The sequence below is a fragment of the Mesorhizobium sp. M8A.F.Ca.ET.165.01.1.1 genome, from assembly GCF_004792065.1.
GTDB lineage: Bacteria > Pseudomonadota > Alphaproteobacteria > Rhizobiales > Rhizobiaceae > Mesorhizobium.
Genome location: NZ_SRTH01000005.1, coordinates 275,612 through 292,001, shown reverse-complemented (window position 1 = coordinate 292,001; position 16,390 = coordinate 275,612). Strand labels below are relative to the sequence as shown.

General features: G+C 65.3%; 21 protein-coding genes. 13 read left to right on the top strand and 8 right to left on the bottom strand.

Annotation, left to right across the window (positions count from 1 at the left end; translation table 11 throughout):
* Positions 1–27: 27 nt before the first annotated feature.
* Entirely contained in the window at positions 28–693 is a 666-nt protein-coding gene (locus EN808_RS17315) for a GntR family transcriptional regulator (protein WP_135916480.1), read from the top strand.
* 46 nt (positions 694–739) lie between these two features.
* Here EN808_RS17315 and EN808_RS17310 read toward each other — a convergent pair whose 3' ends face one another.
* On the bottom strand, positions 740–1,741 hold the full coding sequence (locus tag EN808_RS17310; RefSeq protein ID WP_135916479.1) for an NADP-dependent oxidoreductase: 1,002 nt from the start codon (positions 1,739–1,741) through the stop codon (positions 740–742).
* 152 nt (positions 1,742–1,893) lie between these two features.
* On the opposite strand from EN808_RS17310, the gene EN808_RS17305 reads away from it, so the two are divergent.
* The 4 genes from EN808_RS17305 (at position 1,894) to EN808_RS17290 (ending at position 5,666) form a co-directional block, all read left to right on the top strand.
* Positions 1,894–2,481: a TetR/AcrR family transcriptional regulator gene (locus tag EN808_RS17305; protein ID WP_135916478.1), complete on the top strand. Its 588-nt coding sequence runs from the start codon at positions 1,894–1,896 to the stop codon at positions 2,479–2,481.
* 61 nt (positions 2,482–2,542) lie between these two features.
* Entirely contained in the window at positions 2,543–2,908 is a 366-nt protein-coding gene (locus tag EN808_RS17300) for a hypothetical protein (protein ID WP_135916477.1), read from the top strand.
* 85 nt (positions 2,909–2,993) lie between these two features.
* Positions 2,994–3,296 (top strand): hypothetical protein, encoded by a 303-nt coding sequence (locus EN808_RS17295; RefSeq protein ID WP_135916476.1) that lies wholly within the window; start codon positions 2,994–2,996, stop codon positions 3,294–3,296.
* Positions 3,297–3,638: 342 nt separating this feature from the next.
* Positions 3,639–5,666 carry an acyltransferase family protein gene (locus tag EN808_RS17290; protein ID WP_135916475.1) on the top strand — a complete coding sequence of 676 codons (2,028 nt, stop codon included), beginning with the start codon at positions 3,639–3,641 and terminating at the stop codon, positions 5,664–5,666.
* 90 nt (positions 5,667–5,756) lie between these two features.
* Here the strand turns inward: EN808_RS17290 and EN808_RS17285 are convergent, their stop codons facing one another.
* Entirely contained in the window at positions 5,757–6,617 is an 861-nt protein-coding gene (locus tag EN808_RS17285; protein WP_135882599.1) for an NmrA family NAD(P)-binding protein, read from the bottom strand.
* A gap of 213 nt (positions 6,618–6,830) precedes the next feature.
* On the opposite strand from EN808_RS17285, the gene EN808_RS17280 reads away from it, so the two are divergent.
* Positions 6,831–7,151, top strand: a complete 321-nt coding sequence (locus tag EN808_RS17280) for a hypothetical protein (protein ID WP_127280328.1) — start codon at positions 6,831–6,833, stop codon at positions 7,149–7,151.
* Between the two features lie 82 nt (positions 7,152–7,233).
* Here the strand turns inward: EN808_RS17280 and EN808_RS17275 are convergent, their stop codons facing one another.
* From EN808_RS17275 to EN808_RS17260, 3 genes are all read right to left on the bottom strand, one after another.
* Positions 7,234–7,827 carry a DUF6456 domain-containing protein gene (locus EN808_RS17275; protein WP_135865909.1) on the bottom strand — a complete coding sequence of 198 codons (594 nt, stop codon included), beginning with the start codon at positions 7,825–7,827 and terminating at the stop codon, positions 7,234–7,236.
* Between the two features lie 241 nt (positions 7,828–8,068).
* Complete coding sequence (locus tag EN808_RS17265; protein WP_135916474.1) at positions 8,069–8,374, bottom strand: hypothetical protein; 306 nt, start codon at positions 8,372–8,374, stop codon at positions 8,069–8,071.
* A complete protein-coding gene (locus EN808_RS17260; protein ID WP_135916473.1) occupies positions 8,295–8,957 on the bottom strand; it encodes a DUF1376 domain-containing protein in 663 nt (220 codons plus the stop codon). Before EN808_RS17260 ends, EN808_RS17265 begins: the two co-directional genes overlap by 80 nt.
* 92 nt (positions 8,958–9,049) lie before the next feature.
* On the opposite strand from EN808_RS17260, the gene EN808_RS17255 reads away from it, so the two are divergent.
* Together EN808_RS17255 and EN808_RS17250 are read left to right on the top strand one after the other, a co-directional pair.
* Positions 9,050–9,331 carry a DUF982 domain-containing protein gene (locus EN808_RS17255; protein ID WP_135865905.1) on the top strand — a complete coding sequence of 94 codons (282 nt, stop codon included), beginning with the start codon at positions 9,050–9,052 and terminating at the stop codon, positions 9,329–9,331.
* A 36-nt stretch (positions 9,332–9,367) separates the two neighbouring features.
* A complete protein-coding gene (locus EN808_RS17250; protein WP_127280334.1) occupies positions 9,368–9,730 on the top strand; it encodes a DUF982 domain-containing protein in 363 nt (120 codons plus the stop codon).
* 218 nt (positions 9,731–9,948) lie between these two features.
* On the opposite strand, the gene EN808_RS17245 is transcribed toward EN808_RS17250, so the two are convergent.
* Positions 9,949–10,575: a GcrA family cell cycle regulator gene (locus tag EN808_RS17245; protein ID WP_135865900.1), complete on the bottom strand. Its 627-nt coding sequence runs from the start codon at positions 10,573–10,575 to the stop codon at positions 9,949–9,951.
* 574 nt (positions 10,576–11,149) lie between these two features.
* On the opposite strand from EN808_RS17245, the gene EN808_RS17235 reads away from it, so the two are divergent.
* On the top strand, positions 11,150–11,845 hold the full coding sequence (locus EN808_RS17235) for a helix-turn-helix transcriptional regulator (protein ID WP_167531332.1): 696 nt from the start codon (positions 11,150–11,152) through the stop codon (positions 11,843–11,845).
* A 370-nt stretch (positions 11,846–12,215) separates the two neighbouring features.
* Here the strand turns inward: EN808_RS17235 and EN808_RS17230 are convergent, their stop codons facing one another.
* Complete coding sequence (locus EN808_RS17230; protein ID WP_135916537.1) at positions 12,216–12,515, bottom strand: hypothetical protein; 300 nt, start codon at positions 12,513–12,515, stop codon at positions 12,216–12,218.
* A 181-nt stretch (positions 12,516–12,696) separates the two neighbouring features.
* Here EN808_RS17230 and EN808_RS17225 point away from each other — a divergent pair, with 181 nt between their 5' ends.
* The 4 genes from EN808_RS17225 to EN808_RS17210 all read left to right on the top strand — a co-directional run bounded on the left by EN808_RS17225 (position 12,697) and on the right by EN808_RS17210 (position 14,954).
* On the top strand, positions 12,697–13,059 hold the full coding sequence (locus tag EN808_RS17225) for a hypothetical protein (protein WP_127279002.1): 363 nt from the start codon (positions 12,697–12,699) through the stop codon (positions 13,057–13,059).
* Positions 13,060–13,159: 100 nt separating this feature from the next.
* A complete protein-coding gene (locus EN808_RS17220; protein ID WP_135916471.1) occupies positions 13,160–13,771 on the top strand; it encodes a hypothetical protein in 612 nt (203 codons plus the stop codon).
* Positions 13,768–14,388 (top strand): hypothetical protein, encoded by a 621-nt coding sequence (locus EN808_RS17215; protein ID WP_135916470.1) that lies wholly within the window; start codon positions 13,768–13,770, stop codon positions 14,386–14,388. The genes EN808_RS17220 and EN808_RS17215 overlap by 4 nt, the downstream gene beginning before the upstream one ends.
* Positions 14,385–14,954, top strand: a complete 570-nt coding sequence (locus EN808_RS17210) for a hypothetical protein (RefSeq protein WP_135916469.1) — start codon at positions 14,385–14,387, stop codon at positions 14,952–14,954. Before EN808_RS17215 ends, EN808_RS17210 begins: the two co-directional genes overlap by 4 nt.
* A 41-nt stretch (positions 14,955–14,995) precedes the next feature.
* On the opposite strand, the gene EN808_RS17205 is transcribed toward EN808_RS17210, so the two are convergent.
* Entirely contained in the window at positions 14,996–16,387 is a 1,392-nt protein-coding gene (locus EN808_RS17205; RefSeq protein ID WP_135916468.1) for a hypothetical protein, read from the bottom strand.
* Positions 16,388–16,390: the final 3 nt, after the last annotated feature.

Sequence of the window (16,390 nt, the reverse complement as noted above, 5' to 3'; positions counted from 1 at the left end):
TTTGGCCGGGCCAACGAGAGAGTCGCGATGCTCAACACGGTCGACTATGGCGGCAAGGAAGCCGATATCGTCCACGCGCTGGAGGAAGACATCATCTTCGGCCGGCTGGCGCCCGGCACGCGCCTGGTCGAGGACGTGCTGCTCGCCCGTTTCCCGGTCTCGCGCCACACCATCCGCCAGGCCCTCTACCAGCTGGAAAGGCTCGGCGTCGCCACGCGCGAGCGCAACAAGGGCGCCATGGTGCGCCGGCTCGCGCCCGAGGAAGTGCGCCAGATCTACGAGGTACGCGAGATGCTGCAGCGCCAGGCCGCGCTGATGATCCGCCTGCCGGCGAGCGACGCTCTGATCGCGGAATTGACCGAGATCCACCACGTCTACAGCGGCCATGTCGACGCCGGCTACCTCAGGGGCATCCACGAGGCCAATGACCGTTTCCATCTCACCATGTTCTCGGCCTGCGGCAATGCCTATCTGGTGTCGTCGATCGAGCACTATATGCGCCTCAGCCTGCCGGTGCGGGCGAATTCCCTGGCCGACCGGGACAAGCTCGACATCTCGCGCCAGCACCATCTGATGATGATCGAGGCGCTGAAACGCAGCCACAATTGGGTCTTGGCGCAGCTCTGCGTCGACCACCTGCAGCCGAGCAAGGCGTTCTACCTCCAGGAGATCGAGACCGGGCCGGCGCTCTAGCGAACCGGGCATCGCAGCGAATTGGGTCGTGCGGCTCCCGGCCGTCCTACCGGACCTTCACGACCACCTTGCCCTTGGCACGTCCCGTTTCGACATAGGCCAAGGCCTCGTTGGTCTGTTCGAACGCAAAGGTCCGGTCCATGACCGGGCGTATGATGCCGGTTTCGATGAGCGACGTGATCCGGCTCAGCTGGTCGCCCTGCGCCCACATGAACAGGAAGGAATAGTCGACACCGGCGCGTTTGGCCCTGCGGCGTATGCCGAGGCTGAGCAACCACACCACCAGCTTCAGCACGACGCTCAGGCCTTGCTTCCTGGCGAACCCGGGATCCGGCGGACCGGAGATGGAAATCAGCTTCCCGCCCGGCTTCAACACGCGCAGCGATTTCTCGAGCGTCTTGGCATCCTGGCTGTTCACGACCACGTCATAGCCCTCCAGGACCTTCTCGAAATCGTCCTTCCGGTAGTCGACGACGACATCGGCGCCGAGCCTTTTCACCAGGTCCGTGCTCGCCGCGCCCGCCGTTGTCGCAACCGTCGCGCCGAGGTGCTTCGCCAGTTGGATGGCAAACGTGCCAACCCCGCCGGAGCCAGCCTGGATGAAGACCTTCTGGCCTTTCCTCAGCCCTGCCCTTTCGACCAGCACCTGCCAGGCGGTCAGGCCGACCAGCGGAATGGAGGCGGCCTCCTCCATGCTGAGGTTTTTCGGCTTCAGGGCCGCGTCGGCCTCCTCCACGGCGATGAATTCGGCGAATGTCCCGATCCGGCCATCGCGCGGCCGTGCATAGACTTCGTCGCCCGCTTTGAACTTGCGGACCTTCGATCCGGCCCGCACCACGATACCGGCCACGTCGTGGCCCAGGATGAAGGGCGGCCGATAAGGCACTATGAGTTTGAACTCCCCGTCCCGGAGCTTGGAATCCAGAAGGTTCACGCCGGCGGCGTGGACCTCGACCAGCACATCATTGTCCCGCAGTTCGGGTTCCGGCATGTCGGCGAGCCGCAGCGCGCCCTTCTTCTGATATTTGTCGACGACAAAGGCTTTCATCGTACTGGCTCTCTCGCGATTGCGGTCTTGCCGGAATGCGTTTTCATTTTGATGCTCCAGAACCCGTCAGGGCTAGCTTTCTTCCGTCGATTGAATTATGTTCGTAATATCAGATTATGCTCATAATGCAATAGAGCATGGAAAGGAAAGACATGCGTTACGAAAAGGGCCGCAAGGACGCATCGCGCGGCCGGATCATGGAGGTCGCCACGCAACGGTTCCGGAGCGACGGCATCGCCGCCTCCGGACTGGCAAGCATCATGAGCGACGCCGGGCTGACCAACGGCGCCTTCTATCCCCACTTTCCCTCCAAGGCGGCACTTGTTCGCGAATGCGTGGCGGCGGCGCTGGAGGGCCAGTCAGGCCAGATCGCCGGGGTGTTGGCCTCCGGCGGCCTGGAGACGGCCATAGATGCCTATCTGTCGGCGCAGCACCGCGACAATCCGGGCACGGGCTGCGCTTCCGCCGCCCTGTTGCCGGAAATCGCGCGGGAGCAGCCGGAAACGCGACAGCTCTACACCGAACGCCTGATGACTTTGGTGCGGCAGGTGTCGGCCGCTCTCCCGCCGCATGCAAGCGATCCGGAGGCTGTGGCATTCGGCATCTTCGCGACGCTCATCGGCGCGCTTCAACTGGCCCGCGCGGTGGAGGGCGCGGAGTTGTCGGATCGCATCCTGGCGGCCGGGGCGGATGCGGCCCGTTCGCTGGCGCAGCCGCACGGAGGCGACGCCGCGCCGTAGAGGATTGGACGGCAGACCTCCCGCTGGGCCAGGGCTGCCGGGCCGGAGCCGGCCGAGGCCAATGCAACCATGGCTGCAAAAACAGGCATGGAACGCTGAAACTTTCCGGCGGCCGTCCTCGTTGCTGCGCGATCGCCTCGCGGGCGATGACAAGACCCTCCACTCAATGCCCCGCCGGCTCGCCGGCGGGGTTTTTTTGCGCCGCCGAACGGCCATGTCCGGGGCCTCCGGAACCATCCACCAATCGCGAAGTTTGTCCAAGCGACGGCAGGCCTGGCCAACTCCAGAGGCACGCCGCGATGGCGGCGGGAGAAATTTGGCCGATTCAAGCAAATTTCCGGAGCTGCGCTGGATTACCTTGGAATTTCGCAAGGCGTTCAAGATGTTCCTGAATATATTTTTACCAGTTTGGGGAATTTTTGCCTGAAAATCCGGAACTTCCAGGCAAAGTTTTTCGTTGAAAGCTTGATCGTTGCTTCGACGGTCACAAAGCAACAGGGAAGGACCCAATCATGAACATCAAGATGATCTGTCTTGGCGCAATGGCGCTTTCAATGGCCACCGGTTCGGCTCTCGCAGGATCCAACAAGGGAACGTCCGCTCTTGATGATCCTGCCAAGATGAAGCCGTTCTACACGGATTCCGGCATGAAGACGATGGTTGGCAAGGACGCCTTCGTCACAGCCTGGAAGGCGCTGACGCCCGAAGACCAGATGGCTATGAAGACCGCCTGCGCCGACGAGGTCAAGAACGCCAGCCCGACCAACACGCATCCGGAATTCTGCAGCAGCGTGAAATTGAACGGCGGCAGCTGACAACGTGCCGCGGCCCTGGAGACAGCCCCGCTCGCGGGGCTGTTTTTTGTGAATGCCGCCGCTTTGCCTTGCCGCCCCTCGCCGGGCTCGCCCCACCGAATGATGCTAACGTCGTCGAAGGCGAGCCGTTGCGATCGGTTCCGCCTGCGTTCAGCCGGACGCCGCGAGTTTGTTCCCGTCGATCGACACGGTCGCCCTGCTTCCATGAAGCGGCAAAATCGCCTCTCCTTGTTCTGGCCATGTTGCACTGCGAAAGATTTGTTGCATTGCGATAGCGGCCCGTCCGGCCGAGATTGGCAAGAGCTGGACCTTGGGGGGCTGGGCTTGCACCAAGGAGGCCTCGTGGCGGCATCGTTTCGGCCTGATATACAGGGCTTGCGCGCGCTGGCGGTCGGCGGCGTCGTCGCCTATCATTTCGGCCTCACGGCGCTGCCCGGCGGCTTTGCCGGCGTCGACATCTTCTTCGTCATTTCCGGCTGGCTGATATCAACGCATCTGATGCAGGAGATCACGGAGACCGGCCGGCTCGACCTGTGGCGCTTTTATGCCAGGCGCGCCCGGCGCCTGCTGCCGGCCGCCATCTTCGTCATCCTGGCCACGCTCGCCGCCGGCGCCTTCATCCTGGCGCCGCAGGAACAGGCGCTCTATTCGCGCGGCGCCATGTATGCGGCGGCCTACACCATCAATCTGTGGCTGCTGCGCTGGTCGTTCGACTATTTCGCCGCCGATGCCTTGAGCAACCCCTTCATCCACTTCTGGTCGCTGTCGGTGGAGGAGCAGTTCTACCTCGTCTGGCCGGCACTGCTTGTCTTTGCCGCCTGGCTGCATCCGGGCCGGCGCATGGTGGTGGCCGTGATCGGCATCGTCGGCCTCGGCTCCTTCGCGACCTGCCTGTGGCTCACCAGCCTCTCGCCGGCCTGGGCCTTCTACTTCTCGCCGCTGCGCGCCTGGGAATTCGCCGCCGGCGGCCTGGCGACGTTCGCCTCACCCGCTTTGTGGCGGCATCAGTCCTGGCTGCGGGCGGCACAGGGGTGGCTGGGCCTGGCACTGATCGCCGTCGCCTATCTCGCCTTGAGCGAAGACCTGCCCTTCCCCGGCTGGTACGCGCTGCTGCCGGTGGCCGGCACCGTGCTGGTGCTCCTGAGCGGTGCCGGCGAGCAGGGCGACGCTCCGGGCGTCACCCGCTGGCAGGCCCTGGCGCCCGCCGCCATGCTCTCGCTGGCGCCCCTGCAATGGGTCGGCACACTCTCCTATTCGCTCTATCTCTGGCACTGGCCCATCATCGTCTATGCCGGCATGCTGGAGCCGGACCTCGGCGTGGCGCAGCGCCTCGGCTGCGCCGTGCTGGCGCTGGCGCTGTCGGCGGCTACCTACCGGCTGATCGAGAACCCGGCGCGGCGCGGCGACTGGCTGGCGGCCGCCGCACGCGCCTTTCGGTTCAACGCCGGCGCGGGCGCAAAACCGCTTCGGCTTTTTCCAGGGCTTGCCCTCGCCCCGGCCCTTGTGCTGACCGCCGCCGGCGTGGCGGCGGCCTACGCCAACGCGCATCTGGCGACGCGCAACATCGACCCCACCCAGCGCGGCATCGAGGAGGCGGCCGAACAGCCTTCCATCGCGCGCGCCGTCGACAAGAACTGCCTGCTCGACTTCCACACGGTGAAACCGAAACCTTGCACCTTCGGCTCGGCCGACGCCGCCCACACCATCGTGCTGTTCGGCGATTCGCATGCCGACCACTGGTCGACGCCGCTGGTCGCGGCGGCAAAACGCAACGACACCAAAGTGGTCACCTACCTCAAATCCTCGTGCCGCGCCTCGCGGCTGTCGACCTTCAACGCCGTGCTCAAGCGCGACTACACCGAATGCGACGCCTGGCGCGAACAGGCGATAGCGGCCATCATCCGCCGCAAGCCGCGCCTGGTGGTGATCTCGGAATTCTCGATCGGCAATCTGACGCGCGACATGTCCGCCGCCAGCCGCAAGGCCGAGACCGCGCGCTGGCAGGCCGGCCTGCGCTCCACGCTGCAGGCCTTCAGCAAGGCTGGTGTCGAAACCGCCGTCATCCGCGACACGCCGATCGGCGGCAGCTTCGCGGACGCCTGCGTTGCCCGCGCGCTGTGGTGGCGCGAGGCGCCGTCGCTGTGCGACACGCCGAGGGCGCAGGCCGCCAATGACGACGTCGCGGCCGCCGAGCGGGCCGTGGTGAAAAGCGTGCCAGACACGCTCTATGTCGACCTGACCGACCGCTTCTGCGGCCCGACCGAATGCCACGTGTTCATCGGCGGCAAGCTCGCCTTCCGCGACCGCCATCATCTGGCGACGGCGTTTGCCGAAACGCTGGAAGGACCGCTGGAAAAGGCGCTGTTTTGATGGACTTGGCTCCCTTCTCCCCGTTCACGGGGAGGAGGTGCCGGCAGGCGCGGCGTTTGTCCTTTGCTCATTCAACCGGCCCGTGCCAAATCAGCCAGCCCCCACCAAATCAGCCACATATCGCTCCAGCGTCACCTTCCCGCGCTCCGGCCTGGTCGGCGGATCATAGGTGTCGTCGACCGTTACCTCCGTCATGCGCGCATAGGACTGCGCGGCTTCAGGCGAAAACCCCATGTCCTCGAACGCGTCCACCCAACGCTCGCGTGGCGCCGAGACCACGCTGACCTGCCTGCCGAGCGCCTCGCCAAAGGCCGCGGCGACATCCTTGGCCGTGTAACGCGACGGTCCTTCGACATGATGTAGGCCGTTTTTTTCCAGCGGCTCCATCAACAAGCGCGCCGCCGCTTCGCCGAGGTCGCGTGGCGCCACCATCGGCAGTTCGAAATCCGCCGGGAGAAGCGTGTTGACCACGCCGTCACGCCTGGCGGTCTCCAGCGAGGCATCCCAGTTGCTCATGTAATAGGCGGCGCGGATAATGCTGGCCGCGATGGGCTGACGATGCAGCTTTTCTTCCAGCCCATGCAGGATGGTCAGGTCGCCGGTGCGTTCGCCGGCCCGTGCGCCATAGGTCGATTCCGCCACGACCTTCTCCAGCCCCGAACCTTCCAGCGCCGCGGCGATCGCCGCCACCGTCCTGCGCTCCTGGGCATCCGTGTCGGTCGAAGGATCGGCAGGCGGATTGAGCAGGAATGCCCTTGTGCCGCGCCTGAACACGCCACGCAGCGCCTCGACATCAAGCACGTCGGCCACTGCCACCTCGGCGCCTTGCGCGGCCAAAGCCGCCGCCTTGGCCTCGTCGCGCGTCACCACCGTGACCGGTTCGCCCAGCCGCAGGAGCGTCGCTGCCGTCGCCGAGCCGACACGCCCGGTACCGCCAAGAATGATATTCATGGTCCAATCTCCCTTCCTGGTTGCATATAGGGGAAATGGATAGTGGCGGCCGAGGTTCAAAATGTGCCTCACCATGCTGACAGGTGCGGCCAAGCTCCGCGAGAGGTGCTTCCGCCGCCACGACATAGGGTGCGAACCCATCGATCCACCGATTTATGGGAACAGGGTCGCGTCCCCGGCGTTTATTAGACACACCTTACAGAGGAGGTTGTCATGAAAAAACTCTTGCTTGCATCGGTGATAGCAGTCGCTTCGGCGGTGGCGGTAATCGCTCCCGCCAATGCCTCCAGCATCACGCTCGGCATCGGGAACGGCTATGATGACGATTACTACGTTCCCAGACATCGCTACTATCGCGACTACTCCGACTATGGCCCGTATTACGGCCGCAACCACTACCGTTACAGCATGTATAACGACGGCTATCGGCCGCGCTACTACGGCATGTACCATCATCGTTGCCAAACCGAGTTGGTGAAGCATTGGCGGCATCACCACCGCGTGATCGAGCGAGTGCGCGTCTGCCGCTATTGACCGTTCAAACTGATCCGGCCGGCATCTGACCGGCCGGATAAACATTGCGAATTTGCCGGTACGCATCGCTGGCCGGGCGGTGCTAGCGCCCCATCATCATTCCATAGTGCACGGCCAGCAGATCCAGCCCCACCTTCAAGAGCTTCGTCACCACATCGCGTCCGTCGCCATCCTGCTCGGCCACGGTCTTCACCGGCTGTTCCAGGCACACGACCTTTTGCACGATTGCCGCCACGTCCCAATGGCCGAGCGCCCGTGTCGCGGCGGCGTGCGCGCGGCCGGCGTTGAGCACGCTGTCGGCGATGCCGCCGCCAGCGCGGCCGCCGTCAACGCGCTCCGTCCAGCGCATCGGCTTGATATCGGCCTGCTGGCTGCACCGGAAATGCTCGCGGTAGCGCAGGCCGGCCTCGCGCTGCTGGCGCGACAGCGAGGTGATGCCGAGAAGCGGATCGACATTGCGCACCCGCACGATGCCGCCGGTGGACGTGTGGCCGTCATTCGACACCTCGTAGACGCGACGCGCCTCCGCCGTGCCTGACGTCAGCCGCTTGCGACCGAAGGCATCGTCCCTTAGCGCGAAATCATGACCGACCTCGCGGCGGATGCGCACCTGCTCGGCCTCGCCCTTCGGCAGCTTCGGCGCCTGCGGTTTGGCGGCTTTGGTTTTCTTCGGCATGCGGTGGCTCCTTTTTGGGGGTCGGGGTGTGTTTTCCAAGAGAGGTCGCGATCCTTCGCGCCCCCCTCTGCCCTGCCGGGCATCTCCCCCTCTTGGGGGGAGATTGGCTGCGTCGTCGGTACCGCTTTTCCTGCTACGCCGGAGATCGGCGAAAGCAGTAGCGACATCCGATCTCCCCCAAGAGGGGGAGATGGCCGGCGGGCCAGCGGGGGGCGCTGTCCCTCGGACCTGTCGGATATGATCATCCCGTCAACTGTTTTGCCGGCGCTTGCCCACCCCGCCGCGCCAGCAGCTCCCGCATCACCTTGCGCTCGCGCACTTCGATGCAGAGCTGCGCGCTCGAAGGACAGAACTGCGCGTTGCCGCTCCTCACCTCGCCGCGCACGAAGCGCTGGATGGCGGCCTGCAGGTCGCCCAGCTCGGCATCCCTGACGGCGCCGAGATAGCCGCGCAGCTGCATCTCGACGTCAGTCAGGGCGGATTGCGGGAAGCAGGAGAACAGTGCCGCCAGCGCCTTCGTCGCCTGTTGCAGTTCGGCCGTGGTCATATCCGCGGATCTCCTCGATGATGGCATTGGCGGCGTCGCTGTGGGTTTTCGGCCTGATCCAGCCCCGCGGTTTTTTGCGCTGGCCCGGGCCGCGCGATCCCGAAGCCGCCTCACGGCCCCCAATCGAAATCTCCGGTCCTTCGCGCGCCCCGCGCGCTGAAAAAGCGGAAGCTTTTTCCATCTGGTTTCTGGACTCTGGAGAATGCCGCGCCAAAACATCGGCATTTGCCCTGGCATGCGCCTTTGTTTTCAAGGCGGTGGCGGCTCCGCCGCGCGCGCCGGCGGCCGCCCTCGCCTCGCTCTTCAGCCGCGCCTTGCGCAGCTCCTTCGTCAGCCTCCCGTGGCCGATCTCCCCACCCTCGCGCTCGAAGAAGGCCAGCAGCTCGGCGCTGATCGCCCGCCATCGTTTCAAAGGCAGGCGCGCCACGCGCGCCAGCCTGGCGTCATCGTCGGGCAAGCTCCCGCCGGCATTCCACATTGCCATGAGAAGCAGCATGTAGGCGCCGATCTGCTCGGTCGAGAGCTGCAACGTGTCGCCGACGAAATCGGAGACGTAGAGCTGCATGAAAGGCCGTTCGCTCATGCCGCGCTCCATGCCGTGCTTCCAGCCGCGCTAATGGAACCAGCCCCCGGTCCGGACGTTGTGACGCGTCCAAACCAAGGAGAGGACTGCCGATGACGGCCTTCATGCCGGTGACCCTGCGTTTCTGCGACAACAAGACCATGCTGGTCGGCTCGGTGGCCGACGCGGCGACCGCGCTTCGTCACCAATGGCCCGACAAGACCGCGCCGGCCTATCTCGAGGCGGCACGGCTTGTCAGGCTCGCTGTCGAGGGCACTTGCTGTCCGCGCCCCGCCTTCGAAGCCTTCCGCGAGGCGGCCAGGCAACAGGGCATATTGGTGGCCAAGCCAAGAAGCCGCGCGCATGAATGGCTCGACGCCGCTGCGAGCCCCTGAGACGGCGATGCAACCGCCTGCCAGCCTTGTGCGTTTATGAGCGTCGGCTTGAAAGCCGCGCCTGGACCGAAGGTGAACGCCGTGGGTACGATGAAAACCGGAGTGCCGCTCAAAGTGTCCCTGGACGGACATGTCGAGGAGATCGAGACCGTCAGCGACGCCGCCGATTTCCTGCAGCGCTGGCCGATCGAGCGGCGGGGCCATGTCTACCGCAGCGCGCTCAACGCCTGCAGCGCGGCCATCGCGGCGCAGATCTCGCAATCCGACGCGATCAAAGTGTTCACCGGCTTTGCCCGCGTTACCGGCATACTGGTTGCCGGAGGCGGCCCAGGGATGGTGCTGGAGCCGCGCACCGTACAGAGCCGCCAGCCCAAACAGGGCCGCCAGGTGCCGAAATAGCGGTGCCGCGCGATAGTTGTTCAAGGCAATTCTCCCAATATTTCGCGGAGCGTCCTTCTCCCCATGAACGGGGAGCATGCCCTGTAGGGCAATGACGGGCAGAGCCAGCGTTTCCACAGTTTGGCGTCCGCTGAAGCTCCAAATTGCGTTATGTCGCCGCTGCCCTCATCCGCCTGCTCGCACCTTCTCCCCGTGACCGGGGAGAAGGGATCAACCCTTCAGCCGGCCTCGCAAACACGACGCTGGAAGCGTGCCTGATGGTAGGTGCAGTAGCTTTTCATCGCCCTGGTGCGCATGCCGCAGCACAGCATCTCCTGGCCAGGCCGCCCGCCGGGCGCATCATTTCGAGGATCGTCCTCCAGCGTCAGGTCGAGCGGCGCGCGGCAGCGGTTGAACAGGCAGTCGATGAAGCGCATGGCCACGCCATGCGGCTGCCGGCCGATGGCACCGCGTGGCGGCGCGGGTACCTTGAAACGGTAGGTTTGCCCATCGGCGATCAGCACGCCCGCCTCGCGCTGGAAAAGCCTCGGCCGGACGGGCGAAGGAGCCCGCTTCGGCCGCATGGCGGGTTTGGCCGGCTGCGGGGTGGCACCGGCACGGCTGGTTTCCGCCTTGGCGGCGCGGCTCGCCGCCTTGGCCATCGCCGTGCGCGCCGCCAGGCCCTTGCCATTAGCAAAGCCGATCGCGCCAAGCATGGCGTTGCGGTGGACGATGCCGATAATGGCGTTGCGCGATACGCGCGCGCCGCGCTGTACGCTGAACGCCGCCGCAATCCTCGAGGCCGAAAGCCCGTCCCTCAGCCAGCCGGCAATCGCCTGCAATTCGCTGTCGCTATAGCTTGCCATGTCGGTCTCCATTGCGCGGCCAGCGGCCGCCGCGAACGGCGCCGTCAGGCAAGCGTCGGGTTTGCCCACAGCCGCGATGGGACTGCCGGCCGTGGTCCGGCCTGTCGGCCGCGGGGATTGCTTGTGGAAGGGCTGCTTTCAGCCCGGCCGGTCGACGGGCGCGTCAAGCCGCGGACGCGCAGTGTCCCTGTCGGGGGCGGAAACCGCCCTGCCCGTCGTCGGCTCGTCGGCGATGACGGTGCGGTCCTGCGTGCGGATCAGGAAACACCCGGCGGCCGCGTCGAATGGGGGGCCGGAGCCGCGGGGAGCGGCGGCTCCGGCCGTTCCGGCCGCCGCTGACGGGCGGACCGGACGCGAGGCCGATGCGTCAAGGCAATCGGCTTCGCGCTTCGACCCGGCCGGGGAGGAGGAGGCCGGGTCGGAAGGGAAAGGGCAGCCCGGCAAGGCCGGGCTGGAGGCGCTGTCGACTCTGAGGGGGTTGAGTTTTTGCATGAGGCGATATAAGCATAACTCAAAAATCGATGCAAGCCATTCTTTCATGGACGAAAGCAGGACTTGTCGGTCACATGAGGCCATGGTGAAAACGCAATTGTCGATCAGGGTCGGAGCCGCGATCCGCCAGGCACGCAAGCAGCGCGGCCTGGTCATGCGCCACATCGCCGAGCACAACGACACCGATGTCGCCGCCGTCGGCAACTGGGAAACCGGGCGCAACCTGCCCAAGACCGAGAACCTGTTGAAGACCGCCGCCTTCCTGCGTGTCGACCCCGTGGCGCTGGGCCAAGGGCAGGTCGTCTTCCTCGACGATGCCGGCCCGGTGGCGGACGCCGAGATCGTCACCGATGCCGGCCCCCTGCCGGCCGGAGCGATGGATATTCCGGTGCTGGGCGCCGCCGTCGGCGGTGATGACGGCGACTTCACCTTCAACGGCGAACCGGCAGGATACGTCCAGCGTCCGCCGGGAGTCCGCAACCTGCCGAAAGTGTTCGCGCTGCACGTGCTCTCGGATTCCATGGTGCCGCGTTATGAACCCGGCGACATGATCTATTGCGGCGGCCGCGACGCGGTGCCGGGCGACCATGTCGTGATCGAGACCTTTCCGGAAGAGAACGAGAAGAACGGCAAGGCCTTCATCAAGAAACTGGTCCGGCGCACGGCGGGCGAGCTGGTGGTCGAGCAGTACAATCCGCCCAAGACGCTGACCTTCAACCGCTACGCCATCAAGCAGGTCTGGCGCGTCATCCCGCTGAAGGAACTGCTGGGGTATTAGGAGCGCCTGCCTTTCCGGATCCAGGCCGCCCTCACCGGCACGCCGGCGTTCTTAACCGTTGATATTTGGCGAAACCATCCGCAACAGGTTACTTTCTCCCCGTCTCTATACGGGGAGAAATGTCCGGCAGGACAATGAGGGGCAGCACCAAGATTTCGGCAAGTGGCGTCTCGAATGCCACCTCAAAGAAAACGACCAAGCTTGCAAACTCCCTCGCACCATCAGAATAGAAGTTCAATTCCGCCAAATCAGCGCCGCCCCTCATCCGCCTGCCGGCACCTTCTCCCCGTATAGTGACGGGGAGAAGGTGCTGGGTTGCCGCATCGCGTCACAATGTTGGCGAAATCGTCCATGACGGCACGTCCTTTGCTCAAGCCCGCCTCGCCTCCACCAGCACCTCACGATCGCCCAGCATCCGTGCCTCGCTGCGCACGCGCTGGCGCTCGTCGATGAACGCTGCCTGGATCGAGATCGCCGTGCCTGGCAGCCCGTCGGCACGGCAGGCCGAGCAGACGATGCGCCCCGACAACGCGGCCAGCGGCGTGTTCCCGTTGACCCCGAAGCGCTTCAACTGATCGGGCCGCCACCACCTGTTGCGGCCGCAATCGGCGCACTCGACCGACAGCGAGGCGACCTGCGCGATCACTGCTTCCCTGCCCGGCAACACCATCATCCCCTGTCCTTTTGTTTCTGATTTGTTCCTATCTTCCCGTGTTTTGAAGCGGGAGTCGAGTCGCAGTTTCCAAACTCCTCCAAATGTCTTTCTTCTATGCCTGTTTGAGTTATGCTTATATACACCTTGCATATGTGAGTCGGCGTGGAATGACCCGCGCCTGGATGCGGGAGCAAGAATGGATGCCGCCGATTTCGCCCGCGCCTGCGGTTACACCGGCGACAGTCCCGCTTTGCTCGAAGCCTTCGAGGCGATCCGCCGCAACGGCATCGCGCAAGCCCGTCTCGATCATTTCAGGCGCAAGGCCGTCATCGACGAAATGAAGCAGTCGGAGCCTCTGTTCCTGGCCGCGATCGGCCCGGCGCTGTCGGCGCATGAAGCCATCGAGGATGCTGCCCGTTTCATCGCCGGCTGGCGCAACATGCCGCGCTGGCGCCAGGAACGGCGCCTGCCCGATCTCGCCAGGGCGAAAGAGCAGCGTCTCGTCGCGCGCTTCTTCCGTCGCTACGGCCATCATCTCTGGGCGCTCGAAGCAGCCTGAGGCTCGGCACGGTTGGACCAGCCATTTGCGGGTTCCAATCCCTGCCTTTTCTTCCTAGATTGCGGGTGGGTGGCTGTTCGTTCGACGTGCATGGTTTGGAATGTTCAAGACTGCCCGCTCAAAGGTTCAGACCTGGATAACGGCCGGCGCGGGAACCATCGCCGCCTTGTTTGTCGCCGGCGTGATGGGGGCGTTTGGCGCCCTGCCCGCCCATGGTCCACCACAATTGCCGCCAGACGCCGTCATCGACGCCGGACGCTGGCGCCTGCAGCCGGTGCGTGCCTATGTCAGCCATGCCGGGGTCCATGGCGTGCCGCTGAAGCCAGGCCAGAAGGCGCTGGTGCTGGAAGTCGACATGACCAACCGCACCGCGCAATCCGACAAGGGCTATTTCAACGTCTTCACGCCGGACGGCATTGTCCTGCCCGACTCCTCGCCGATGATCGTGTTGACACGCGATTCCACGATGACGCCCGAACTGCATCCGGGGATGACCGAGCGCATGGCCTATGTCTGGCCGCTTGCCGGCGACGCCGCCGTGCCGGCAAATCTCGCCTTCGGCGTCACCGCCGAGATCTTCAAGCAACGCGACAATCTCTATGGCGCGCCCGGCTGGTACAATCCCTACCGGCTCGGCACCGTCACCTTGCCGGTCACCGACCTGTCGGCGACTGGGCAGCCGGCGATCGGGCAGCCGGGGAGCGGCTCATGAGGATACGCGTGCTTGGCAATCTGGCGGTCCTTTGCGCGACCGTGGCGCTGAGCTACGGCATGCAGGCGACGAAGCCGCATTATGCCGACCTCACCGCACCAATTCCCATCGATGGCGCGATGAACGACACGGTGCGCGCGCGCAGCTTCGCTGTCAGGCTCGACAAGGTGATCTTCGCGCGCCAGCTCAAGGCCAGCCAGTTCGGCCAGGAAAAGCTTTTGACGACCAGCGGCCTGTGGGTGGTGGCCACGACAAGCCTCACCGCGACCGGCGCTTCCACGGCGGTGGCCGACGGCACCTGGCAAGGCCCGACCGGGTTGCGCTATCACCAGACGGAGCGGCTGGGCTACCGCCAGGACATGCCGCCGCACGGCGTCGATCCGGGCCTGGACAAACGCGGCCTGTTCGTCTTCGAAGTGCCATCGGACCAGATCCGCGGCGCCAGGCTGCTGATCGCCGCGCGCCAGTTCGGCCCGCTCGACGCGCAGGCCCGCATCAGCCTCGATGCGCTGCCGACCGGCGCTGACGGCCAGCCGTCCGACATCCTGCCGGAATTCGACCTCGATGCCGCGCCGGGCCAGACATCGCAGGGCCAGACACCGCATGGCAAGACATGAGCGCCGTTTCGACGGAACGGGCCGTCGACCCGCAAGCCGAGCGAAAATGGCGCCGGGGCGGCTTGTTGGCGCTCGCCATCTTGCTGCCGCTGACACTGGCCGAGACCAGTTATGACAGCGTCCGCGAATGGCTGCATGGCGAGGACCTCATCGCCAGGGATGTCGAGTTCGGCCAGGCCGTGCCGTTCGGCGGCAGCGGCTGGGAACTGGCCGATTTGCGCGGCGGCAAGGCCGGCCGCCTGCCCGACCATGCCTTGGCCGTCATCGCCACCTTCACCGTGACCATTGGCGATCCGGACCTGCGGAAACACTGGCTGGGCTGCAAGCTGATGCTGACCGACGCCGCCGGGCGCCGCTGGATGCCCGATTTCATCAGCGGCGTCAGCCTGCCCGACGGCGTGACGACCTGCGCCCAGGCGATCTTCTCCGGCGCCAGGAAAGGCGACGTCATCACCATCGGCGACACTTTCATCGTGCCCGAGGACGCCGTAAAAACCATCCGCCCGGCCGTCGGCCTGGGCAGCGAACGGCCGTGGTATCTTCGTTTTCAAAGGCCGCCGAAATAGCTACTTTCTCCCCGTCACTATACGGGGAGAGGAACGCACGCCTACGCCGCGGCTTCACTAACTCCATTCCCCGCCCCCTTCGACAGCGAAAACGCCGTCTCCAGCACGGCGGCGAGAAAACAGATCCTGATCGGCTCGATCAGGATGCCGGTGGAGGAATCCTGGAAGGGACTGCCGAACAGCAGCGTCACGCCGTGCGAAAAGATCTGCCAGACGTCGAGTTCGTGCGGGCCGATCAGCCGTGTCGCGCCAAGCCACAGCCAGGCCGCGCCCCAGTCGAGCAGGCGGTAGCCGACGATCAGCGTGCACAGCAGCACCAGGCTGGAACTCACCGTCAGCCGCACGCCATTGGCGATCGGCAGGTAGCGCGAACGGTAGCCGGCGATGAAATGCTCGACGAAGTCGCGCAGGAATTTCGGCAGTCCGGCATAGCGCTGGCCGAACCGTTCGACGCGGCCGTTGACCCGCATCAGCGCCGCGTCGTCGCGCACCTCATAGCCGTAGATCAGCGCCGCCATGACCAGCCAGATCAGTGGCAAAAGCATGTAGAAGAACAGATTGACCGCCACCGTCGAGGCCGCGATCGAGGTGATCTCGACCGGCACCACTGGTGCGGCGCTCGCTGCCGTCACCACTGGTGCGGCGCTCGCCGCCGTCATCACTGGTGCGGCGCTCGCCGCCGTCACCACAGATGCGGCCGTCGCGACCGGAACCGGGCTCGCCAGCCCATCGATGGACGCCTGCAGCACGGACCAGAAATTGCGGCTCATCAGCCATTGCAGCGCCGAGTCCTTCCAGCGGCTGATGACGTAGAGGCCGACGAAGATCCAGTTGGTCTCGCAGATCACCACGACGATCTGCCAGAACGACGTTGCCGTCGTCTTCGTCTGCATGAATTTGGCCAGCCGGCGGACCAGCCAGGAAACGGCGACCGAAATCAGCAGCCAGCGCGAATCGAGCACGTCGAGCACATTGCCGCTCTGGCCGAAACCGGCCTGGTCGAGCGAGGCGCGCGAATACTGCCGCACGATATCGCCAAGAAATCCCCAGGCGGCGTAGTAGGCGAAGAACGGCAGCAGCGCGATGGTGATCATGCGCACCAGCCGCGAGCCGCGCGGGTCGGCATCGCTCGCCTCGTTGCCAGCGACTTTGCTCTCGGCGGCCTTGTCCGCGCCGCGCTGCGCGGCCAGCACATTAGGCAGGCCCGGCCGCAGCACATGGAACATCGCCACCGTCACCATCAGTTGCGCCAGCGCCACCAAAGTAAGCATGGCAAGCCCGGCGAAATGGTTGGCGAGCGCCACCTTGGCCGCCAGTTGCAGGAGGAGATCGCCGGCCAGCACCCCGGCCAGCACCAGCGCCACGAGCTGCGGCCAGAAGCGCCGCAGCAGCGAAAAACTCAAGCTGATCGGTCTGATGATGTCGGCAACCATGAG